The sequence below is a fragment of the Marinobacter sp. SS13-12 genome, assembly GCF_030227115.1.
In the GTDB taxonomy this organism is placed as follows: domain Bacteria; phylum Pseudomonadota; class Gammaproteobacteria; order Pseudomonadales; family Oleiphilaceae; genus Marinobacter.
The window spans coordinates 110,605-134,174 of the sequence record NZ_JASSUA010000006.1 but is presented as its reverse complement, the minus strand read 5'-3'; the positions used below and the strand labels follow the sequence as shown (position 1 = coordinate 134,174).

Annotated in this window: 19 protein-coding genes; 13 read left to right on the top strand and 6 right to left on the bottom strand. The window is 53.7% G+C overall.

Annotated elements, in window-relative coordinates; genetic code table 11:
- Positions 1-179 precede the first annotated feature (179 nt).
- Together QPL94_RS20925 and glnA are read right to left on the bottom strand one after the other, a co-directional pair.
- On the bottom strand, positions 180-710 hold the full coding sequence (locus tag QPL94_RS20925) for a DUF4124 domain-containing protein (RefSeq protein ID WP_285359828.1): 531 nt from the start codon (positions 708-710) through the stop codon (positions 180-182).
- Positions 711-884: 174 nt separating this feature from the next.
- Positions 885-2,288, bottom strand: coding sequence for a glutamate--ammonia ligase (gene glnA, locus QPL94_RS20920; RefSeq protein ID WP_285359827.1), 1,404 nt, complete (start codon positions 2,286-2,288; stop codon positions 885-887).
- A 449-nt stretch (positions 2,289-2,737) separates the two neighbouring features.
- Here glnA and typA point away from each other — a divergent pair, with 449 nt between their 5' ends.
- The 5 genes from typA (at position 2,738) to QPL94_RS20895 (ending at position 8,671) form a co-directional block, all read left to right on the top strand.
- Positions 2,738-4,549: a translational GTPase TypA gene (gene typA / locus QPL94_RS20915; RefSeq protein ID WP_285359825.1), complete on the top strand. Its 1,812-nt coding sequence runs from the start codon at positions 2,738-2,740 to the stop codon at positions 4,547-4,549.
- Positions 4,550-4,645: 96 nt separating this feature from the next.
- A complete protein-coding gene (gene pip, locus QPL94_RS20910) occupies positions 4,646-5,608 on the top strand; it encodes a prolyl aminopeptidase (protein ID WP_285359824.1) in 963 nt (320 codons plus the stop codon).
- A 105-nt stretch (positions 5,609-5,713) separates the two neighbouring features.
- Positions 5,714-6,172 carry a D-aminoacyl-tRNA deacylase gene (gene dtd, locus QPL94_RS20905; protein WP_285359823.1) on the top strand — a complete coding sequence of 153 codons (459 nt, stop codon included), beginning with the start codon at positions 5,714-5,716 and terminating at the stop codon, positions 6,170-6,172.
- Between the two features lie 509 nt (positions 6,173-6,681).
- Positions 6,682-7,710 carry a porin gene (locus QPL94_RS20900; protein WP_285359822.1) on the top strand — a complete coding sequence of 343 codons (1,029 nt, stop codon included), beginning with the start codon at positions 6,682-6,684 and terminating at the stop codon, positions 7,708-7,710.
- Positions 7,711-7,813: 103 nt separating this feature from the next.
- A complete protein-coding gene (locus QPL94_RS20895) occupies positions 7,814-8,671 on the top strand; it encodes a CYTH domain-containing protein (protein ID WP_285359821.1) in 858 nt (285 codons plus the stop codon).
- A 16-nt stretch (positions 8,672-8,687) separates the two neighbouring features.
- Here QPL94_RS20895 and QPL94_RS20890 read toward each other — a convergent pair whose 3' ends face one another.
- Complete coding sequence (locus tag QPL94_RS20890) at positions 8,688-9,863, bottom strand: potassium channel family protein (RefSeq protein ID WP_285359820.1); 1,176 nt, start codon at positions 9,861-9,863, stop codon at positions 8,688-8,690.
- An 81-nt stretch (positions 9,864-9,944) separates the two neighbouring features.
- On the opposite strand from QPL94_RS20890, the gene glnE reads away from it, so the two are divergent.
- From glnE to QPL94_RS20875, 3 genes are all read left to right on the top strand, one after another.
- Positions 9,945-12,851, top strand: a complete 2,907-nt coding sequence (glnE, locus tag QPL94_RS20885) for a bifunctional [glutamate--ammonia ligase]-adenylyl-L-tyrosine phosphorylase/[glutamate--ammonia-ligase] adenylyltransferase (RefSeq protein ID WP_285359819.1) — start codon at positions 9,945-9,947, stop codon at positions 12,849-12,851.
- Positions 12,852-12,939: 88 nt separating this feature from the next.
- Positions 12,940-13,866, top strand: coding sequence for a branched-chain amino acid transaminase (locus QPL94_RS20880; protein WP_285359818.1), 927 nt, complete (start codon positions 12,940-12,942; stop codon positions 13,864-13,866).
- A gap of 36 nt (positions 13,867-13,902) precedes the next feature.
- Complete coding sequence (locus QPL94_RS20875) at positions 13,903-14,307, top strand: DUF6165 family protein (RefSeq protein ID WP_285359817.1); 405 nt, start codon at positions 13,903-13,905, stop codon at positions 14,305-14,307.
- Between the two features lie 98 nt (positions 14,308-14,405).
- Here the strand turns inward: QPL94_RS20875 and QPL94_RS20870 are convergent, their stop codons facing one another.
- Positions 14,406-15,470 carry a glycosyltransferase family 9 protein gene (locus tag QPL94_RS20870; RefSeq protein ID WP_285359860.1) on the bottom strand — a complete coding sequence of 355 codons (1,065 nt, stop codon included), beginning with the start codon at positions 15,468-15,470 and terminating at the stop codon, positions 14,406-14,408.
- Between the two features lie 155 nt (positions 15,471-15,625).
- Here QPL94_RS20870 and QPL94_RS20865 point away from each other — a divergent pair, with 155 nt between their 5' ends.
- From QPL94_RS20865 to QPL94_RS20845, 5 genes are all read left to right on the top strand, one after another.
- Positions 15,626-16,342: a 3-deoxy-D-manno-octulosonic acid kinase gene (locus QPL94_RS20865; protein WP_285359816.1), complete on the top strand. Its 717-nt coding sequence runs from the start codon at positions 15,626-15,628 to the stop codon at positions 16,340-16,342.
- 29 nt (positions 16,343-16,371) lie between these two features.
- Positions 16,372-17,484, top strand: a complete 1,113-nt coding sequence (locus QPL94_RS20860) for a glycosyltransferase family 4 protein (protein WP_350310659.1) — start codon at positions 16,372-16,374, stop codon at positions 17,482-17,484.
- A complete protein-coding gene (locus tag QPL94_RS20855) occupies positions 17,481-18,557 on the top strand; it encodes a CDP-glycerol glycerophosphotransferase family protein (RefSeq protein WP_285359813.1) in 1,077 nt (358 codons plus the stop codon). The genes QPL94_RS20860 and QPL94_RS20855 overlap by 4 nt, the downstream gene beginning before the upstream one ends.
- A 94-nt stretch (positions 18,558-18,651) precedes the next feature.
- Positions 18,652-19,443, top strand: coding sequence for a glycosyltransferase family 25 protein (locus QPL94_RS20850; protein WP_285359812.1), 792 nt, complete (start codon positions 18,652-18,654; stop codon positions 19,441-19,443).
- Complete coding sequence (locus QPL94_RS20845; protein ID WP_285359811.1) at positions 19,433-20,122, top strand: glycosyltransferase family 32 protein; 690 nt, start codon at positions 19,433-19,435, stop codon at positions 20,120-20,122. Before QPL94_RS20850 ends, QPL94_RS20845 begins: the two co-directional genes overlap by 11 nt.
- Here QPL94_RS20845 and QPL94_RS20840 read toward each other — a convergent pair.
- The gene (locus tag QPL94_RS20840) at positions 20,083-21,420 is read right to left on the bottom strand and encodes an O-antigen ligase family protein (RefSeq protein ID WP_285359809.1); all 1,338 of its coding nucleotides are present in this window, start codon (positions 21,418-21,420) and stop codon (positions 20,083-20,085) included. The genes QPL94_RS20845 and QPL94_RS20840 overlap by 40 nt on opposite strands.
- A gap of 74 nt (positions 21,421-21,494) precedes the next feature.
- Positions 21,495-23,522, bottom strand: a complete 2,028-nt coding sequence (locus QPL94_RS20835; protein WP_285359808.1) for an O-antigen ligase family protein — start codon at positions 23,520-23,522, stop codon at positions 21,495-21,497.
- Positions 23,523-23,570 lie beyond the last annotated feature (48 nt).

The window sequence follows — 23,570 nt, the reverse complement described above, 5'->3', positions numbered from 1 at the left end:
TCTTATTGTGCCGGTCAGAATGCCGGCCGGGCGCCCTGTGAATGGTCAGAGTATGGCTGCTTTGTGGTGCGAGCGCACTAAAAGAGTGCGTTGTGTGGGGTGGAATGGCCGCATCGGCCCGACATGGTGATGATATTCATGTGCCCTCGCCAGGGAGGAGAGGGCTCCGGAAAGGTGCGTCAGTTGTTAACGCTGGGCCGGTGAATGGTGAAAGTAATGGTTTCGCCGCTTTTGATGGTGACACCGTCGCTGTCAACGATGTTGACGCCGGCGTCGTGGGTGCCCCGGTAGACGTTGCGCACCATAACGGTTCCGGATTGACTCTGGCCGACAGGCTGGCCATCCAGGGTGACTTCGTACTTGTGATTGTTCCGCAGTGATGGGGAGCTGGTCACCTGGAATTCCACGTTGCCACTGCCGCTGTGGAAGGCCTCATCATCGCCAGGGGCGACGAATGTTACGCTGTCGTACGCTGCGCCTTCCTGTTCCACCTTTTGCCTGAGCCTTTCGGGTTCCCGGACTGCCTCGGGTTTGGGCAGGGTAACGGTGGTTACCGGCTTGACCTTGATCTCTTCAGCTTCCGTGCCTTCTACAGGTTCATCGGTATAAGTGACGTTACCCTGGGCATCAACCTGACGATACACCTCTGCGGAAAGAGGGAAGGCGACGAAAGCGAGAATGCCTGCGACATGTACGAGCCGTGGTTTCATAGATACAACCTGTCTGTTGTTTTATCCGATTATCTGCGCCAGGCCCATGTATTTCAACGCCATTCCTGCCGTGCTTGGTTACATTACGTTAAGGGGGGCGGGCTGTTGTGATTGCGGGCACAAAAAAAGCCCCGCACGGGGCGGGGCTTTCTGACTGCTTGCGCCTGTGGCGTCTTAGCAGGAGTAGTACAGTTCGAACTCGACCGGGTGTGTGGTCATGTTGAGCTTCTCAACTTCGCCACGCTTCAGGTCAATGTAGCCACCGATCATGTCTTCGGTGAACACGCCGCCACGGGTCAGGAACTCGTGGTCCGCTTCGAGGCAGTCCAGGGCTTCCTGGAAGGTCTCGGCTACGGTGGGGATGTTCAGGGCTTCTTCCTTCGGCAGGTCGTACAGGTCCTTGTCCATGGCATCGCCAGGGTGGATCTTGTTCTGGATGCCGTCGAGGCCAGCCATCATCAGCGCTGCAAACGCCAGGTACGGGTTGGCAGAAGCGTCCGGGAAGCGAACCTCGATTCGACGGCCCTTCGGGCTGTTGACGTACGGGATACGAATGGAGGCTGAACGGTTGCGGGCAGAGTAGGCCAGCATTACCGGTGCTTCAAAGCCCGGAACCAGACGCTTGTAGCTGTTGGTAGACGCGTTGGTGAAGGCGTTGATGGCCTTGGAGTGCTTGATAATACCGCCAATGTAGTAAATGGCCATCTCGCTCAGGCCGGCATAGCCGTCACCTGCGAACAGGTTTTTACCATCCTTGTTCAGGGACATGTGCACGTGCATACCGGAACCGTTGTCACCGACAACCGGCTTGGGCATAAAGGTAGCTGTTTTGCCGTAGGCATGGGCTACGTTGTGCACGCAGTACTTCAGGATCTGAACTTCGTCAGCTTTCTTGGTCAGGGTGTTCGCGCCAACACCGATTTCACACTGGCCAGCGGTACCGACTTCGTGGTGATGCACTTCAATGACCAGGCCCATGGACTCCATGGCCGCACACATGGCGCCACGCAGGTCGTGCAGGCTGTCTACCGGTGGTACCGGGAAGTAGCCGCCTTTGACGCCCGGACGGTGGCCGATGTTATTGCGATCGAATTCCTCGCCGGATACCCAGGCCGCTTCTTCAGAATGCAGTTCGTACATGGCACCCTGCATATCGACTTTCCAGCGGGCAGAGTCGAAAACGAAGAATTCGGGCTCGGGGCCGAACAGTGCGCCGTCGGCGATGCCGGTGGACTTCAGGTATTCTTCAGCGCGCTTGGCAACCGAGCGCGGGTCCCGCTCATAGCCCTGCATGGTGGAGGGCTCGACGATGTCGCAGGTGATGTTAATGGTGGTTTCTTCGGTGAACGGATCCAGCACAGAGGTTTCGTCGACTGGCATCAGGATCATGTCGGATTCGTTAATGCCTTTCCAGCCAGAGATGGAGGAGCCGTCGAACATTTTGCCGTCGGCGAAGAAATCCTCATCAACCTCGGTTGCGGGCAGGGTTACGTGCTGCTCTTTACCGCGGCTGTCAGTGAATCGCATGTCGACCCATTTGACTTCGTGTTCTTTGATCAGATCAATCGTCTTGGACATTGTGCAAGCTCCGTCAGTTATCCCGCAGGGCGGGCGATTTCTGTGTGCGTTGTTGCCGGATCGTTCAGCGGTGCTGACTCCCGATCTTTCTTTCAGGTTGGGCAGCTTATCAAAAGCTGTTCCGACTTACCTGCAAATTCGGCTGACTGGGATGAAGCAATAGCCTTGCCAGTTTTATGTGCATGCTCCACAAGGGCGCAATCACGCGGTTTTCGGACTGTTTTGGAGCGAGACGTGTGTATAAGCCGCCCGTGCCGCCCTGGTTTGGTGCGTTAAAACGGTGCGCGTTCCGGAAAAGCGCACAAAAATAGTGCGTTTTGCCGGGTATCCCAATAGGCGTTTTTCTTCATATAAACGGCATGGACTTTACTATATACTGCGCGCCACTTCATTTTCGTCCCGCTGAACACCTCTCAGGTCATTTCAGTGCATGCTGCAGGAATTTAGTTGTGATTGATAAACTCCGTAATATCGCCATTATCGCCCACGTCGATCATGGCAAAACCACACTGGTGGACCAGTTGTTGCGCCAATCCGGTACGCTGGACCGCAAAGAGCTCGAAAGTGAGCGCGTGATGGATTCCAACGACCAGGAAAAGGAACGCGGCATTACCATCCTGGCCAAGAACACCGCGCTTAAATGGCACGACTACGACATCAATATCGTCGACACACCGGGCCACGCCGACTTCGGTGGTGAAGTAGAGCGTGTAATGAGCATGGTGGATTGCGTGCTGCTGGTGGTTGATTCCATTGACGGACCGATGCCACAGACCCGTTTTGTCACCCAGAAAGCCTTTGATGCCGGCCTGCATCCAATTGTGGTCGTGAACAAGATTGACCGTCCGGGTGCCCGCCCGGACTGGGTGGTGGACCAGGTGTTTGACCTGTTCGACAATCTGGGTGCCAGTGACGAGCAACTGGATTTTCCGATTGTCTTTGCCAGTGCCCTGAACGGCATCGCCGGGATGGATCACGAGAAGCTGGACGACAACATGGATGCGGTTTTCCAGGCCATTGTCGACCATGTACCCGCGCCACAAGTCGATCGCGATGGTCCATTCCAGATGCAGATTTCCCAGCTCGACTACAACAGCTTCCTGGGTGTTATCGGGATTGGCCGCATCAGGCGTGGCAAGGTCAAAACCAACTCTCCGGTGACGGCTATCGGTGCCGATGGCAAGAAGCGTCAGGGCCGAATCCTCAAGATCATGGGCCACTCCGGTCTGCAGCGTGTCGAAGTCGACGAGGCGCAGGCAGGAGATATTATCTGCGTCAGCGGCATGGATGAGCTGTACATCTCCGACACGCTGTGCGACCAGGCTGCCGTCGAAGCCCTGCCACCGCTGACGGTGGACGAGCCAACGGTTTCCATGACCTTCCAGGTCAACGATTCGCCGTTCTGTGGCAGGGAAGGCAAGTTCGTCACCAGCCGCAACATCAAGGAGCGCCTGGAGAAGGAGCTGCTTCACAACGTCGCCTTGCGCGTTGAAGAGGGCGAGTCCGCAGACAAGTTCAAGGTGTCCGGTCGTGGTGAGCTGCACCTGTCGGTGTTGATCGAGAACATGCGACGGGAAAACTTCGAGCTCGCCGTGGGTCGTCCGGAAGTGGTTATCCGTGAGATTGACGGGGTAAAGCAGGAGCCCTATGAGAACGTGATCATCGACATTGAAGAGCAACACCAGGGTGCTCTCATGGACCAGATGGGTTTCCGCAAGGGTGACCTGACCAATATGGTTCCGGACGGCAAGGGACGTATGCGCCTTGAATATACGATTCCGGCGCGTGGCCTTATCGGCTTCCGAAACTCCTTCCTGACCATGACATCCGGCTCGGGTATTCTGACGTCGACCTTCAGCCATTATGGCCCGATCAAGAGCGGTGATATGACCAGCCGCCAGAACGGTGTGCTCGTCTCGATGGCAACCGGTGCGGCGCTGACCTATTCGCTGGAAACCCTGCAAAGCCGTGGCAAGCTGTTCCTGGACCCGGGGCAGGAAATTTATGAAGGCCAGTTATGCGGCATTCACAGCCGTGATAATGACCTGGTGGTCAACCCCACCAAGGGCAAGAAGCTGGACAACATGCGTGCTTCCGGCAAGGACGAAGTTATCGCCCTGGTACCGCCCATCAAGTTTACCCTTGAGCAGGCGCTGGAGTTCATTGATGAAGACGAATTGGTGGAGGTAACTCCCAAATCAATTCGTCTGCGCAAGAAGCTGCTTACTGAAAACGAGCGCAAGCGCGCCCACAAGAAGTAATTTCAGTGCGGTAACAAGAGAAGGGGCAGATCACATCTGCCCCTTTTTCGTTCACTTCAGCTAAACTCCGGTTACATCCTTTTCCCGGAGCGTTTTATGCTCACCCTGTTTCCCGACATCAAGCCCAATGCCCGGCATCGTCTTGCGGTGGACCCTCCCCACGAACTATATGTGGAAGAAAGTGGTAACCCGGATGGCATTCCGGTGCTCGTTGTTCACGGCGGCCCGGGAGGCGGTTGCGAGGATTATTACCGTCGGTTTTTTGATGCTGAACGGTATCGGATCATCCTGATGGACCAGCGTGGCGCAGGGCGCTCCAGTCCGCTGGCGGAATTCGACGGCAACACCACGCAAAAGCTGGTGGAGGACATGGAAACGGTTCGTTCATTTCTCGGTATTACCCAGTGGATTCTGTTCGGAGGCAGTTGGGGTTCCACGCTGAGCCTGGTTTACGCCCAGTCCCACCCGGACAGGGTGCTTGGCCTGGTGCTGAGGGGCATCTTTCTGTGCCGCCCCAGGGATATTTACTGGTTTTACCAGGAGGGTGCCAGCCGTGTATTCCCCGACTACTGGCAGGATTTCCTTGCGCCCATTCCTGAGAATGAGCGGGATGATCTGGTATCCGCCTATTATCGACGCCTCACCAGCACCAACGAGCTTGAGCAGATTCAGGCTGCAAAGGCCTGGTCCATCTGGGAGGGGCGGTGCGCCACTCTGCATCCGAATCCCAGGGTGGTGGAGCATTTTGGCCACCCCCATGTGGCGATCGCCCTGGCCCGGATTGAATGCCACTATTTTATGAATAACGCCTTTCTGGAGGACAATCAGATCGTCCGTGATGCCGGCGCCCTGAAAGACATCCCCGGCATCATCATCCACGGCCGTTACGATATGGTTTGCCCCCTGGATAATGCTCTTGCCTTGAGCGAGGCGTGGCCCGAGGCGGACCTGAGAATCATTCGGGATGCCGGCCATTCCGCCTCTGAGCCGGCGATTGTCGATGCGTTGATGAGAGGCGTCGATGAGGTGGCTGCAAGGCTTGATGGCAACGCCGAATAGGCACCGCTTCGCACAACCAACAAATACCCCTTAAGAGGGGTTGCGGCGAGCCAGTGGCGTGGATAAACTCCCGCAGAACTTTTAAGTCCTTCCGCAGGGAGTTCAATGAAAGGACTGATACAGCGAGTTACTCACGCCAGCGTTACCGTTGATAAGCAGACTGTCTCCGCCATAAAAGCAGGCCTTTTGCTGTTGCTCGGGGTTGAGAGGTCGGATAGTCCGGAAACCGCAGAAAAACTCTGTCGCAAAGTGGTCAATTACCGGGTATTTCCCGATGACCAGGGACGGATGAATCGCAGCCTGCTTGATACAGGTGGCTCCCTCCTCGTTGTACCCCAGTTTACCCTTGCCGCTGATACCCGATCGGGCACTCGCCCTGGGTTTTCTGTTGCTGCCTCTCCGGATCACGCGGAAGCTATGTTTCAGGCGTTCCTGGCGGTGTCAGAGCAGCATCTGGGAAATTCGGCTGTTGGCCGTGGGCAGTTTGGCGCCGATATGAAAGTGGCTCTGGAGAATGACGGACCTGTCACTTTTCTGCTTGAGGTAGGAGGTGAGTCTGGGTGAGGGTAGGTACATGCACTGAGTTGGCGCAAGTGGCTGGTTGCTGTCCTTCTCTGGTGCGGCGTGATTCCGATGTAACTACGCTGTTTGTTGCTCCGGTCCACCTTTGCAGGTCTAACCTGTTGAAAATAAAGGGGTGGGTTCATAGTGGCACCGGATTTGAACAGTAGCTGGCCAGGGGGCAGACCGTGTTTGTGAGCATACATATGTTCCCTGCTAAACCCGGTAGAGCTAAAAGGCGCCAATGAAAAAGATTTGCAAAAAAGAGTTGGTTGTATTAAAACAGCTTCATCACTCTGAGCTTTAAGAAAAAGCTGTAAGTGATTGACGTGAAAAGGCCCCGCCTGGTCTTTACAAAAAAACAAAGAAAAAAGAATTATTATTGCTTTGTCATAAAAATGACATGGTAAATACACAGAATAGGGCCAAACCAGCCCGACTGGTGAAGTCTGAAGAGCGGGAATTGAACCCGACGCTAAAACCTGAGTTAACTCAATAAAGGAAGACGCAACATGAAAAAAACGCTCATCGCATCTGCTATTGCAGCCGCAACTTTCTCCGGCAGCGCGCTGGCACAGACTACTGCTTCAGCTTCCGAGCTGGCAGCACGCATGGATTCCATGCCGACTGTTTACGGTAACATTCAGTATGCTATTGCCCATGACAACTTCGACGGTGGTCCTTCTTCACTCGAGCATTTCGACAATGGTTCTACTCTGGGCGTAAAGCACGACCACGAGATTGCTCCTGGCATCACTGGTTTCTTCAAGCTTGAGCTGGAAGGCCTGGCAGCTGACGACAAAGATCGGGAATCCGGTCTTGAAGATCTCGACGAAGCTTACATCGGTGTGAAAGGCGATAGCTTTGGCCAGGTTTGGGTTGGTTCTGACGACTCCACTTATGAGCGTGCGGTTGACGAGATTTCCCAGTACTACGAAGTCGCCACTCTGAACATCGGTGCTGACTACACTACTGGCGAAGGTGACCTGATCCAGTACATGTCTCCGTCTTTTGGGGGCCTGAGCCTGTGGGGTGCCGTCCAGATCAATGGCGACGGTGACGATGCGTCACTGAGCGATAAGGGGGGCGACAAGTCTTACCCTTACCAGCTGGCCGCTCTTTATGAAATGGACGCATTGGAACTGGCTGTTGCCATGGACTCCAACGACGGTGGTTCTCCCAGCAATGAGAACACCTACGGTTTGCGTGCAAGCTACGATGCTGGTGCTCTGCGTGTAACCGGTGAGTACCACACCACCAAGGATGCGTCTGACACCTACGGTGTCATTGGTTACTACACCATTGGTGCGAATCAGTTTGCCCTGTCCTACGAAATGAACGTAGCTGACGACCCAGCCGACACTGAAACCTCTACTGTGACCCTGCAGGCTCTGCACAACCTGTCTGATCACATGTATGTTTACTTCGAAGGCTACCTGGGTGGCGGTGATGAAGTGTATGAGTACGAAGATTCGCTGGGTAATGCTGCTTTTACCGACGAGCGCTCCATCGCCTCTGTTGGTGCAGTTTACTACTTCTGATCAGCTAACCAGCTAGTCACCAAGTAGTCGAAAAACCGGCAGCCTTCGGGCTGCCGGTTTTTTTATGTATGCTGATATCACATTCCTCATGTCAGGAGGGGCGATGGCCCAGGAACTGGAAATCAAACTCAGCGTAGCGAAGTCGGATCTCGACCGGGCGGTGGCCTGGTTATTGAGCCAGCCCAATACCTGTCAGTCAGACACCTTGCAATTGGGTAACACCTATTACGACACGCCCAACGGTGATCTCAACCGGCAGAAAATCGCCCTGAGAATCCGCAAAATGGGCGACAAATACATCCAGACCCTGAAAACCCGTGGCGATTTCGTGGATGGTGCCCACCGTCGGCAGGAGTGGGAGTGGCCTTTGATAGGTACCAGGCTAAAAATGGGACTGATTGCCGATACACCCGTGGGGCAAAGCGTGAACCTTGCTGAGTTGCAGCCCGTGTTTGAAACCAACTTCGAGCGCCGGGTGGTCATGATTGAGCAGGGGGAAAGCCTGATTGAAGTAGCCATTGATTCCGGGGAAATTGTGGCCGGTGGCCAGTCACGCCCGCTGAACGAAATTGAATTCGAACTCAAGGCAGGGGATGCATCTGCCTTGCTTGCCTGGGCACGCAGGCTGGCAGATGAGGTGCCGGTCTTCCTGAATCTCGTTAGCAAAGCAGAGCAGGGATATTACCTGGCGGGGCTTTATCAACCAACTCCAGACGCGGGGACAGGTTCAGAACTGGCAGTGAACGATTTTCTGTTCCGTCTAAGTGTTTCATGGCTGACCGGCCAGCCGTTTCCTGTCGAAGAAGATGAACTTGGCGCGATAAGCGGCCTGGCGAGAGAGCGCGGCGTAGAAAGGCTGTATCAGCAAGTAGTGCGCGCCCTGGCCGATGGTGTACCTGTCAGCGATCTGGTTTCTGGCAAGGAACTCGGGCAGCTGCAACTGGCCATTGCCGCAGGCTAGCAACCTTGCGGGCTGGTTATTGGTCGGTTGCCTTTGCTGCAATGGCTTCCTCTTCTGCCGCCTGATCCTGCAGATCGTGCCATTTCTTGATAAATTCACGATAGCGGTCCAGGGCTTCCTCCACCACGCTTACGTCAGGTGTTTCACTGGATTTTACGAGCACGATCAGCCCCTTGCCTTCGACTTCCTGGTCCGTCGGCGGGTGACAGACCACATCGTTATTTTCATCAATGAACGCCAGTGCCGTGCCAATGCCGTGGCGGATAAGCGCGCTGACGATGTCTGCCCAGGTCAGGTCGTCCAGGTCGATCTCGTAACGGTGGGGATGGTCGTTCTGATAATTAAACAGATCCTCCAGGACTTTTTCCGATCCCGGCGCCACTACGGAACGCACCATGATTTCCGGATAGGTCCGGACCGGTCTGATGACGGTGCGTACGCCCATCGCCGTAAAGCGGTCACGGTTTTCATCACGTACGCATTCTGCCGTGATCTTCTGCCCCAGGTTGGACTCACTCAATCGGTGGGCAATATCAAAGGTCAGGCTGTCTGAAGAAGGGTCGGCCTCGTCCGCCGCCAGTATGATGATGTGCCGGGCACTGCCGGCATGGACCGCCTTGAGTGCGACCGGGTCACTGCCGGTGCCGTGGAAGTGAACCAGGCCGCTGTCTGCCAGTTCGGGGGGGAGCCCTCCGGGAAAGTGGCGGGTCAGTATCATGATGGGTACAGTCTCATAGCCCGGTACAGCACGCATCTGGGAGGCAAAGCGTGAGAAGTACTGCTCGCCGCCGGTCTGTGGTGTGTTGATGATAACGATGTGATCTTTCATGGCGTATACCCAGCGTCCGGTTAAGATGCGTTCCCGGCGGTAGAACCGGTATTCAATATAGTCACTGACAATCAGTGTTAACAGGGTGATTGCCCCCACGAACATCATGAGGATAGTGCTGATTCTGCCTACGTAGGTTGCCGGGGCATAGTCGCCATACCCGACAGTCACCAGCGTGGTCATGGTCATCCACACGGATTCAAACAACGTGAGATCTTCTGCTGCCCAGATAATAAGTACCTGGGCACTCAGCAGTCCTGCAAGAATAATGAAAAGCCGCTGGATGCGTGACTGGATAAGCCCGGACATGGGCAGGTGGGACAACTGGTGTTCCGGGTTCAGCGGCCGGCGGTTCCTCTGCATCGGTGTCCTTACAACGGTTCAGTCGGGGGAGAGTTCGTTATACAGTACGGGAAATATAACAGACACACAGGGGTTTGCATTATGTCCGAGCCTTGGCGCTCACTACCGAAGGTGTTGGCGGATGATGTGGCTGCCACCTGGCACTCGGTGTTCCCGGAAGGCGTGCCGGAGTTCCTGCGTACCTCTGGTGGCGCTTCCGATGAAGATGTGGCCCAGGCTATGGCCCGCAGCCCGTTCTTGAAGCAAACCCTGGAACGTCATTCGGAACAGGTGGAATTGCTGTGCCTCTCACGGCCGCTGACAGAACCCACCACTAACGATTATTTGTGCCAGCGCTGGCGGGAGTTCCTGGCTGAAGTAACGGATGAGACCAGCCTCCACGTTGCACTGAGACGTTTCAGGATGGAAGTCCAGTTCCGCATAATCTGGCGGGACCTGATGCGCTGGGCAGACATGGCCGAAACCATCGCCGCTACCAGCGACTTTGCCGACATCAGCATCCAGGCTGCCCTGGACTGGTTGTATGACAACACCTGCGAGCAGTCAGGAACCCCCTGGGGAATGAACCCTGCCACTGGCAAGGAGGGCCCGCAGCCCTTGATCGTCCTGGGGATGGGCAAGCTGGGCGGGCATGAGCTCAATGTGTCCTCTGATATTGATCTTATCTTCGCGTTCCCGGGCAAAGGCGAGACCCGCGGCGGGCGACGCTCTATCGATAATCAGCAGTTTTTTATCCGGCTGGGGCAGCGGCTGATCCAGGCGCTGGATCAGATTACCGCTGACGGTTTTGTGTTTCGCGTGGACATGCGCCTGCGGCCCTATGGGCAGAGCGGAGCGCTGGCCCTTAGCTTTGCCGCCCTGGAAACCTATTACCAGGATCAGGGTCGGGACTGGGAGCGCTATGCCATGGTCAAGGCCCGGGTAGTGGCCGGTGATCAGGAAGCCGGCCAGGTGTTGATGGACAGCCTGAAGCCCTTTGTTTACCGCAAGTATATTGATTTCAGCGCGTTTGAGTCCCTGCGCAGCATGAAGTCCATGATCAGCCGGGAAGTGCGCCGCAAAGGCCTGGAAAACAATATCAAACTCGGCAATGGCGGGATCCGCGAGATTGAGTTCGTGGTTCAGGCCTTCCAGCTTATCAGGGGCGGCCGCGACCGGGAACTGCAGCAGCGTGAACTGCTGGTGATCCTCAAAGAGCTGGAAGAGCTGGAACTGTTGCCGTCACAGGTGGTGAAAGAGCTCAGGGCTGCCTACATCTTCCTTCGCAATCTGGAACACGCCCTCCAGGGAATGGAAGACAAGCAGACCCAGTTGCTGCCGGATAATGATCTGGCCCGAGCTCGTGTTGCTCTGATCATGGGATTTGACGATTGGGCATCCTGCACTGAGGCGTTGGAAAAACATCGCGAAAGGGTGGCGACGCACTTCGCGGACATCATTGCCATTGAAGACGAGGAACACGAAACCGCTGCCCTTGATGAAGGCTGGCAGGAGCTTTGGCTGGGCGAAATGGATGAAGAAGCCGCGACTGCCTGGCTCCGCGAGCACGATTTCGAGGACCCGGAAGGCAGCTATTCCGCCCTGAGTGAGCTGCGTGGAACCCGCACCCTGCAAACGTTACAGACCCAGGGGCGGCACAGGCTCAACAAGTTCATGCCGGTGTTGCTGGAAGCGCTCACTCACGTAGACTGCCCGTCCCAGACCCTGTCCCGGGTTCTGCAACTGGTGGAAGCCATCCTGCGCAGGACCGCCTACATGGTGCTGTTGATAGAGAACCCGGGTGCGAGAACACAGCTGGTGCGCTTGTGCAGTGAGAGTCCCTGGATTGCCAGCCAGCTGGCGGAAACGCCCCTGCTGCTGGATGAACTGTTGAATGCGGAGAGCCTGTACAGTCCGCCCGCGAAAACCGAACTCCAGGACGACCTGCGCCAGCAAATGCTACGGATTCCCTTCGAGGATCTCGAGGAGCAGATGGAAACCCTGCGGCATTTCAAGAAGGCTCACATCCTGCGAGTGGCCGCCTCAGAGATCCGGGAAACCCTGCCGCTGATGAAAGTCAGCGATTATCTGACCTGGATTGCCGAAGTGGTGCTGGACCATGTGGTGGACGTTGCCTTTGCCAACCTGGTCAGCCGCCATGGTTATCCGCGGCGCAAGGATGGCTCTGCCTGTGATACCGATTTCGCCATCATTGGTTATGGCAAGCTGGGCGGTATCGAGCTGGGTTACACCTCGGACCTGGACCTGGTATTTATTCATGACGCTGATCCCGAGCAATCGACGAACGGCGACAAGCCCATCGACAACGCGGTGTTCTACACCCGGCTGGGGCAACGTATTGTGCACATTCTTAATACCCAGACGCCGTCGGGGCAGCTCTACGAAGTGGACATGCGCCTGCGTCCCTCTGGCAATTCCGGGCTGCTGGTCAGCACTTTGACGGCTTTCGAGAAATACCAGCGCAACGATGCCTGGACCTGGGAGCACCAGGCCCTGGCCCGTGCTCGCGGGGTGGCCGGCTGCAAGGAGACTCTGGACGCTTTTGAAAAGCTGCGCAGCGACATACTGTGCCAGCAACGAGACCGGGACAAGCTGCGGGAAGAGGTGGTCAATATGCGCGAAAAGATGCGCACAACGCTTGGCACACCACAGGTCGAGGGCAAGAAGCCGGAGGTTTTTCACACCAAGCACGATTTCGGCGGCATTATCGATATCGAGTTCATGGTGCAGTATCTGATGCTGGCCTGGTGTTCCGAGCATCCGGAGCTGACCCAGTGGTCCGATAATATTCGCCAGATGGAGGAGTTGGGCCGGGCAGGGGTATTACCGGTTGAGGACACGGAAAAGCTGCGAGAGGCCTATATTACCCTGCGCTCCACCATTCACCGCCGGGCGCTGCAGAACCTGAACAGCCAGGTGTCGGGGGATGCGTTTTCCCAGGAACGTGCCTACATCCAGAGTATGTGGAATCGGGTGATGTTGGGGTGATATTAGAGTGATTACGCCTCTTCGTAAGCCCGGGATTTCCTGCTAGAATGCCGGCATCCCGAAAAAGAGCGCTTTAGGAGCAGAAACAATGTCGATGGCTGATCGTGATGGCTTCATCTGGATGGATGGTGAAATGGTTCCCTGGCGGGAAGCCAAATCGCACGTGCTGACTCATACTCTGCACTACGGCCTGGGCTGTTTCGAGGGTGTGCGCGCCTACAGCACCGACAAAGGCGCCGCGATTTTCCGCCTGAAAGAACACACCGACCGCCTGTTCCGCTCCGCCCACATCCTGAACATGAAAATGCCGTTCAGCAAGGACGAGCTGAATGCCGCCCAGTGCGCAGCGGTAAGGGACAATAATCTGGATGAAGCCTATCTGCGCCCAATGGCGTTCCTGGGCTCCGAAGGCATGGGCCTGCGTGCAGACAATCTGAAGGTGCACGTAATGGTAGCCGCCTGGAGCTGGCCGTCCTACATGTCACCGGAGGCGAAGGAACTGGGCATCAAGGTTCGCACCTCGTCCTACACCCGTCATCATGTCAACATCACCATGTGTAAGGCGAAGGCCAACGGCAACTACATCAACTCCATGCTGGCCCTGAACGAGGCTATTTCCGGTGGCGCAGAAGAAGCCCTGTTGCTGGATAACGAAGGCTATGTTGCCGAGGGTTCCGGTGAGAACATCTTCATCCTGCGCGATGGCGTTCTCCACACTCCCGAGCTGACCTCCTGTCTGGAAGGCATCACCCGGGCCACTATCCTTGAATTCGCCAAGGAACTGAACATTCCGGTGAAAGAACGCCGTATCACCCGGGATGAAGTCTACATCGCGGACGAAGCCTTCTTTACCGGTACCGCCGCCGAAGTATTGCCCATCCGTGAACTGGACGGCCGCATCATCGGCGCTGGCAAACGTGGCCCGCTGACAGAGAAGCTGCAGGGTATGTATTTCGATGCCGTGAAGGGCAAGAGTGAAGCGCATTCACACTGGCTGACACCGGTTAACGGTTAACCCGTTCTCCATTAACAACACCTGCAGGAAGAGCAAATGGCAGACGTTATCAAAGTGCCGGTCTCCTTCGGCGAAGTGCTGGACAAGATCACCATCCTGGAAATCAAATCCGAACGGATTGCTGACCCGGAAAAAGTCAAAAACGTTCGTCTGGAACTTGATGAACTAAGTGGTACCTGGAACGAGGCCGTGCAGGATCAGGCGGCCATCGCCGACCTGCGCAAGCAATTGAAGGCCGTCAACGAGGAGCTCTGGGAGATCGAAGACGACATTCGTGACCAGGAAGCCGCCCAGGACTTCGGGCCCAAGTTCATCGAACTGGCCCGCGCCGTTTACGTCACCAATGACAAACGCGCCGCCATCAAGAAAGAAGTCAACCTGGCCCTGGGCTCGCGCTTCGTAGAAGAAAAGTCCTACCAGGACTACACCGCCCGCAAATAACGGTCTCTCTACCGTAGGTTGGATTACTGTAGGTCGGATTTACCCGTGAAGGGCACAATGAGCGCAGCGTAATCCGACAAATCAGAAGCGGCGCCAAGTTACCCCGAATCCGGCGCCGCTTTAATTTCCGCTCCCTGTTTTTCTTCAATCCACCGGTCCAACATCCCGGTAACGTCCTCCACAGTCACCATCTCCATCGCCCCCTCAAACTCCGCCTTGGTCCCCCAGCGAGCCTCATTAACCGTTTTCCCCGTAAACCGCTCCAACGCCTCCGGATAACGATTCACACACCAATCAAGCGAATTGTAGGGCCCGGAACGATAAGGGTTACTGGCCGCATAAATACCAAGCACATCAGTACCCATCGCACTGGCGATATGCGCCGGTCCGGTATCCGGCGCCACGGCAAGATCAGCATGGCTCAGCAGGGCCGCCAGTTGCTTCAGCGTATCCTTGCCACAGATGTTGTGCGCCTGTTCTTCCATGGCATTTTCAATGGAAGCGCAAAATTCGGCCTCAAAAGGCGCCGGGCTCCCCACCAGAATGACCTTCATGCCATGAACACGAACGGCGTGATCCCCCAGCCGGGCATACCGCTCCGCCGGCCAATTGCGAAGGGTGTGGCTGGCGCAGGGGCTGATCACCAGGTTTTTTCGGTCTGTGGCCAGTTGATTACGGGCAAACTCGTGATCTTCCGGGGTCAGGGGGATGATCCATTTTGGTGCAGCCGGTTTCAGCCCCAGCGGCTCCAGAAAACTTGCCAGGCAATCCCTGACATGTTGTTGCGGTGCAGGTGCAATTCGCCGGTTGATGAACAGACTGTGCAGGTCCTTGCTGCGGGCCTTGTCATAGCCAACCTTGACCTTGGCCGGAATCATCGCTGCCGCCAGGTTGGCGCGGAATGCCACCTGCATATGCAGGAGCGCGTCAAACTTTCGGTTTTTCAGGGTGTTGCGAAGGTCAGAATAGCCCTTGCGGCCGGCCTTCTTGTCGAAAATGACAAATTCGACGCCGGGTAAATCGCCAATCAATTTGGCTTCGATCTTGCCAATCACCCAGGTGATCTTCACGCCGGGTAATTGTTCCTGAAGGCTTAAAACCACCGGGATGACATGGGTAACGTCGCCAATGGCGGACAGGCGCAATATGCAGATGGAGTTGATCAATTTACGGTCCGTTTCCAATCTTTAACTGCTGGATGTGGAGCCGGGCAGGGCTCGTTGGTAAACTGTGCGCCATTCTATCGTACTTGCGCTTAGCCGTCCCGGCAGGTTCGGGTGCAACTCTTTCTCTTTTTTTCGGTGACCGGGTGTCCAGCATGGTGGAGTCTGAAATTTGTATCCGGGAGGAGGGAGGGGCAATGCTTGTCCATACGGATTACCAGGGCAGGGTTTCACCCCATTGGTTTGAACCAGCCTATTGGGGGCAGAATGCCCGCCCGGTTAGCAGTGGTGGTCGAGGTGGCGCCTGGTTTTTGCAGGCTGGAGAGGACAAGCTGGTGCTCAGGGAATATCGCCGAGGGGGGCTGATGGCTAAAGTGTCTCGTAGTTCCTACGGGTATACCTGTGAATCGGAAGTGCGTTCCTTCGCCGAATTCCGGCTACTGAACCAGTTGGTATCCCTGGGGCTTCCGGTGCCTCGTCCTGTTGCAGCCTGGTACCGAAAACTCTCACCAATACGATATAAGGCTGCCATTATAATTGAGCAGCTCGTGGGCACGACGCCCTTGGCCGAGTTGCTTCAGACGATGGACCGCCAGGCATGGGCATCTCTTGGCAGAACAGTCCGAAAATTCCACGATGCCGGCGTTTTGCACGCGGACCTGAACTGCTTCAATATCCTGGTTCGCGGCGTTGAATTTTTCCTGATAGATTTCGACAAGGGTGCGATCAAGCCAGCGAGTTCGACCTCAGGCTGGAAAGACCAGAACCTTTCGAGACTGCATCGCTCTCTGGTGAAAGTCAGCGGTGGGGAGTCATTACTCCTGCGACAGGGCTGGCAGTCGTTCCTCGCCGGTTACGGCCAGTCTTCTTGAATCTATCGTCATCTTTCCAGCAGGCTGTTATGAACTCGAAGAGTAGCTCGCCGGTTGTCCTTTGCATCACAGATTCATGCGATTTGCCCGAATCTGAGCTGTTTATCGGCCTTCATCGAGCCGGGCTCCAGATAGAGGTAATGGCAAACCCCAAGGGCCGAAATTACCAGCGAATTGAGCAGGCGGGTGTACTGATATCCCCGATTACGCTGACCGGCAGGTTTGACGGGGTGGGCGCCCGAAAGATCCGCGAAAAGTTGAAGTCCCGGCAGTTTACCGTGGTGCAGTCCTTTAACCCGAGGGCTCTGGCCTGTTCTCTGAGGGCGTCACGGGGTATGGACGTAAAAATTGTTGTGTATCGTGGGGTGATTGGAAATGTCGGCGTCTGGAGTCCGGAATCCTGGATTACCTTTCTCCACCCCAGGGTGGACCGGATTATGTGTGTATCAGATGCCGTAAAACGGTATTTTTTGAACATCCGCTTTCTGGGCAGACGAATTTCTCCTCACAAGATTATCCGCATATACAAGGGACACAATCTTGAGTGGTATACCAGGGCACCGGCTGACATTTCAGAGTTCGGGTTTCCAGCGACCGCCTTTGTATTCTGTTGTACGGGGCGCGATCGTCCCGGCAAGGGCTTTGGAACCCTGGTTGATGCCATGGAGTATCTGGAAGACGACTCTCCTGTTTATCTCCTGCTCGTTGGTGATCTACTGGAAAATCAGGAACTGGCCGCAAGAATCCGAAGCTCCCGGCATGCAGATCGTATTCAGCTGGCAGGTTTCCGGACGGATGCACCCCAGGTTGCTGCCGCATGTGATGGCCTGGTTCTGCCCTCAGAGAGCGAGGGCCTGCCGCGGGTGGTTATAGAAGCCATGGCCTACCGGCGCCCGGTGGTGGTGACCGACGCCGGTGGAATGCCAGAACTTGTCAGGGACGGACTGGATGGGCTGGTTGTCCCGGTCCGGAACTCAGCTGCTCTGGCTGGTGCAATGGACAGCATTGCCCGAAATCCCGAACTGGCAAAAACATTCGGCGATAACGGCTACCAGCGAATCAGTACCGATTTCAATACCAATACCACCGTACAGCAGACACTTGAGCTCTATCAGGAGCTTACTGACGAGCTTCGCGCATGAAAAGATACCTGTTTTTTGTTAATCAGCCTTATTCCTATTCCATACTCCGCCCGCTACAGGAGGAGATCTGGAAGCGCGGAGGTGAGGTTGCATGGTTTGTCGCAGGATGTACCGCCGCCCCACTCCGGCCGGATGAAAAACACCTGAAAACGGTGGCAGAGGTGATGGAATACAATGCCATCGCCACGTTTGTTCCCGGAGATTGGGTGCCCTATTTTTTCCCCGGAATCAAAGTTGAGGTGTTTCACGGCATGGCCCGTAACAAGCGCGGCCACAGCAGTGAAGATGAAAGTGACCATTATCGGATACGGGGCTGGTTCGATCTTTACTGTACTCATGCGGAACGGGATACCGCTAAGTTTCAGGAGCTTGCAGAGAAGCATCGCCACTTTTGGGTGGCTCATACCGGCTGGCCAAAACTGGATCCATTATTGTCCCAGCCAGCGCGTGGTAAAAGGAAACTCAAAGAAGGTGAACTTCCGGTGGTGTTCTATGCTTCAACGTTCAGCCGATCAGTCACGTCGGCGCCGGATCTGGTAGAAAAAATCGGTGAACTATCCAGAAGTGGTCGCTGGAAGTTCATCGTAACCCTTCATCCCAAGATGGATCCAGCGGTGGTCGATCAGTACCGAAGCCTGGCGGGTGAGAATCTGCGCTTTGTGGAGAGTGATGAAGACCTGCTCCCGATTTTTCCGGAAGCGGATGTCATGCTGTGTGATACCTCCTCCATTATGTTCGAGTTCATGTTTCTGGACCGGCCGGTGGTCACCTACAGAACGAAGATGCCGGGGCCGTATCTGATTGATGTCGATGACGTTGGAGACGTTGAGGCGGCTCTCCAGGAAGCCCTTGAGTACCCAGAAAAGCTTATGCAAGCGACAAGGTCCATTTGTGACGATCTTCACAGTTTCCGTGATGGCAACTCCAGCGCTAGGGTGATCGATGCTGTGGGCGAGTTTATTACCAGCAAGCAGAGTAAATTGTGTAGGAAACCGCTAAATGTTATTAGAAAAATAAAGATTCGAAGTCGGCTGCACAGGGAGATAAAAGGGGCAAAAAGATCCGGTAAGTAGCTCTTTGCTTAAAATTTATCTAGAAGTGATCTTTATCTAGCCCAGCAAGGTAACTGGTGCGTATTTCAAAACCTTTTATACAGATGAGTTATCAATGACTAACTTTCAGGTCCCTTCTGACGTAAAGGTAATTGTATTAACTCTGCGTCAATCAACAGATAGGCAGACGAGAATAAAAAGTTTGCTCGATGAGGCGAAAATTCCATTTGAGTTTTTTTGGGGAGTGGATGGGCGAAAAGATGCTGATCCATTATTTAGCCTTTACGATGAGTCGATACGGCTAAGAACCAAAGGGCAGCCCATGAGCCCAGGGCAACTCGGTTGTTTTGCGAGTCATTACAAATTATGGGCGAACTGTGTCGCTGAGAACAAGAATTACATAGTGCTTGAGGATGATGCGCTGTTTGATAAAGAAAATTTTCTTGCATTTATTAGGGACCTTCCGTTATTGCCTTTACATTTTGAGTGCCTGAGGCTTTTTGAAAATAAAACTCGAAATCATCAAGAGTATGTAATCGCCAAGGTAGGAGCATTCGAGGTTATTAGATACACCAAGGGCCCAATGAGTACTATGGGGTATTATTTAACGCCTAGTGCAGCGAAAAAATTTCTTATGTCCACGGATCCAATATTTCTTCCTGTGGATATATTTATGGACCGGTATTGGGTCAATGATGTCGTTTGCTTAGGGATCAATCCTGCTTTTGTATTCATTGATTCCGAATTCGAGTCCACTATTGGTTATGGGAAAAAATCCGGACGTCGCCCCTTGTTTGTACGTTTTAATAGAGAGTTATTTACATTGACTGAAAGGGTGCGCCGCTTTTTTTACAACCTTTGTTTGAAGAGGAAGTACAAAACAGAAGGATTTTCGAATGATGGTTGATTTGATCCATGCTATTTGGCTCGGTGACAGGATGCCGCCGCTGTCGCATGCGTGCTTGGATGACTGGAGTAAAATGGGATTTGAGTTTCAACTCTGGACGGACTCCGATGATCAGATTCAAGGTTGGATCAATTCTTGTGAGTTTGCCAAAAAGTGCTATAAACGAGGCCTTTACGCGTTCGTTTCCGACTATTTGAGGTTAAAAATTCTGCAGGAAGTGGGTGGGCTTTACCTGGATACTGACGTCACTATTCGTCGGAACCCATTCCCCCTCTTTACGAATTCGAAGTTCGTTATCGGCCATGAGACAGACGAGTACTTAGGTACGGCAGCTATATACGCAGAATCCGACTCGAAAATCTTGTCCGAATTGATCAATTTTTACGAGAATGACATATGGGGCTCCCCTCTTTATATCGGACCTCAGATTGCAACGCATGTGATAAAAGCGCGAGGGCTTTATGAATCTGAACCCTGCAAGATTTTGCCTGCTGTATATTTTTATCCGTATCAACAGGAGCCATTAAGGTTTGAATGTCCAAAAGATAGCTATTTAGTGCATTGGTTCCAGCACAGTTGGAAGCGGTCTCCGGGCATGGCTTTCTTGAAGGCGAAGCATCTTGGTTTGATGGGTAGAATTTACGTTTGGCAAAAGTATTTTTTTCGTGGATACTCCTGAAGTTGAACATTATTCGCAGGTATTGGAGCGAATTTAAAGCTGTATATGATCCCAAAGAAGACTGAAAATATAAATATACCGTCTGCTGAATAGAAGTAGGACTCGAAGAAATTTACTACCAGCCAGAAAACGATGACGATGACCGAGAATGCTGACCAGGTCTTTCCGGCGGGAAATGAGGAAAGCATGGTTGTATATAAAGGGGGCCAGATAATTAAAAAATAGATGAGAAGAGCTCCTAATAAGCCAAAGCTAACGAACGTCTCCAAGTGAGAATTGTGCAAATGAGTAAAGCTTGCCCGTACGTTTGGTGGTAGTGTTTCCGACTCGCTGATAACTAACTCTCTCGCCTCTTCCCCGCTACCAAGTATTGGTCGCTTTTTGATCCACTCCCATGCTTCGGACCAGAGGTGAATTCTCAATCCAATGCTTCCGGATTTGGAAACCGATTCCAGATCCAGGTTCACGATCTGCATTAACGTGGATTCTTCTGCTTTTACCCTTTTTTTAACAATGTCGAGGTTGGCGGCAGCGCCAATAACAAGTGCAAGCACCAAATAGGTAAGAATTATAGCGCGCGCTGGTATGCGTGAGGAAAACATCAGTTTGTGTGCCAGAGGGGCTATCAAGATACACGCAAGCAGTGCGAGCCAAACCTGCCTCGATTGGGTTATTAGAGTAACGAGTATAAAGAATACAAGAAGTGCCAGCGCTCCCAGTTTTTTGGGGACTTCAAATTTAAAAGGTAGATCGAGTTTGGCAATATAAAGAAATGCCGCAGAAATCAGTCCAAATCCTGCAAAAAGCGATGTGTACTGGGCGTTCACAATGTTGAAGTCGACGCGAGAGCCTTGTAGACCACGGGAAAAATCACTGATGAAATCAGTCGAGTGGGTCAAATAAATACCGATAACGCCAAGGCAGTATGCAGCAAGAATTGCCGCGATTCGTTTGGTTTTCCCCTGAGTCCAATATGAAATAAACCAGAAGAAAAAAAAGTCGTAAAATAAAAAAGGGGAGGGTAAGTCTTTTGCGAGCTCGGGGATCTGTATTTTGCTATTGGCCCAGCTTATTACTGGTATAATTATTGATATAAAAAATGCTATAAAGATGGGATCTTTTCGAATCGACCTGAAATTGTAGTAAACAGAAAAAAGGGTCCCGAGAACAACTAAAAAGATAAAAACGTCACCAAGGTCCCGGTAAAAACGTTTAAAAAATACGAACCCCACAACACAGACAATCATTGCTAGCGAGAAGGTTCTTCCATTTATGGTTGCTTCGATTCTGCTTGTCAAGAAAATATCCTAAATGCTGGTTATTAAAATATTATAATCGGACACTGTAATCAGATGGCCGAAAAAATCTTATTCTAGTTGCGGCTATCATCCGCAGTAGTGCGATCAAGCGTCCATAACCCGGCGTATTTGTTAAAAGTTACCTGGGCATAGGTTACTGCTGTTAAATATCCCACAGCACCGTCCAGAAAACCAAACCGGATAAAATAAACCTGCACAAACGTCATCAGCCCACGCAGCGTCGGGTAGATCATTGTTCTGGTTTTTTTACCCTTCCGGTGCTTCTCCATAGCGCCTAGCCATGCGTATTTGGCACTCTTCTCAAGGGAGTGCCCAAAATCCCGGTGGGTATAATGGGTCAGGCGGCCGCGAAGTGTTCTGATTTTGCGGCCTTCTGGAATAATTATTCGTTCGTGCACCAGGGCATCGGAAAATCTGACACCCTCTCTGCGGAACAGCCTGAGTGGCGCCCGCCCGCTACGTCCGAAGTCCAGCCGCTTGCCGTAGATTGTCACTGCCCATGGCAGCTTGTAAGCATCTGCATCCGGAGCTGCAAGATGATGATTGATTTCCCGCGCCAGCTCCGGCGTAATCCGCTCGTCGGCATCCAGGGAAAGCACCCATTCGCCAGTCGCTTTCTCCAGGGCTCTCTGTTTCTGAATCCCGAATCCAGGCCAGTCTGTTACTTCAACCACGTCCGCATACTCTTTGGCGATTTCAGCAGTCCTGTCACTGCTGCCACTATCAAGAACGATGACTTCATCCGCCACGAGTCGGGCAGACTTGAGACAATCCGCAATATGGTGCTCCTCGTTTTTAGCGATAATCGTGGCAGAGACTTTCACCTTGCGCTGCCGAAAATAGGAGGAACTGAGCTCGGCAAATAGCGCTGAAGCCGGGCCTGCAATTGCCAGCAGGTAAAATGTAAGAAAGAGGCTCCGATTAAACGTGGCCTCGGTGAGCCCGAAGACCAGGTAACCGGCGCTTACCATCGTGCCCGCCACGGCAATGTGAGCACTGGGTTGATGACTGTTGAAAATGTTTTTGGCGAATATGACCATGGGTACGAAGATCAGAAATCCCCAGCTTAGAATGCCGGGAATGCCACTGGTTGCTGCATTGTTGAGAAGATCGTTGTGAGCGTGGCCGGTACAGCAATTCCTCAGGTCAGCGTGTTCGGGTTGCGAATCTGCCAAATCTTCAATGGACGAGCTGTAACCGCCAAGGCCGACACCAGTCCATGGGTGCTCCATAAAAATGTTGGCGGTTTCCTGCCAGAGCTCAAGACGTATCTCGATTCCCGGTCCAAGCCCCTTCCCCTCGAGAGCGTCCTCAATGGGCTGGGGCATGCGATCACTGCTGAACAGGAGGGCCAATAAGATAACTGTGACAGCTGCTAGACCTGGTAGGCGCAGTTTTGGGCCGACCAGTGGCAGTAAAAGAATTAGGAGAACAGGAAGAGCAATGAGGTTACTTCTGGTCCCCGAAAGTATGGAAATAACAATCGCTGTCGCTCCGAGACCGAAAACAGCAATCGCTACAGGGGCTTTCCCAGCTCTGGCAAAATAGGAGCCACCAACAAGAGCAAGGACACCGCCGAGCAGGGCAAGATTGCCAAAAATGATCAGGTTTCCAGCACCGAATCGGGTGTTAAGAAGCTGTCCGATGTTTTCATATTCAGCCGCATGTGCAATCAGCAGTGCCGCCAGCGAGGATAGGGCCACGAGTGCCGTGGCCAGGAACAAGTGGCGAGCGCGAAAGCCCGCGACGGTCAGGGCAATCACGAGTGGCCAGAACAGGATAAGCCGAGCGTGCGTGCCGAAGGTCTTTCCACCTTCATAATCAAAGCCTTCCAGGGCCCACGACAAGGCGCTAACGAGCACAAAGAACCAGAACGCAAAATGCAGTAATCGAAGCTCTTTGGGCGTTTCCCAGCCTGTTTTCAGCAAGGTTTTGTTGTAGATGAATGCCAGTCCGGAAATTGCCAAAAACAGGGTGGCAATTGCCAGGACGCTGGAAGACAACAATGCGCCCCCGAGGCCTACCATGATCAGGATAATGGGAAACATGCGAATTGGCTGGTTCATGTTGATTCGGTTCATTTAAACCACACCTGCGAACAAGCTCAAAGTGGTGCAAGTTGTTGGTCG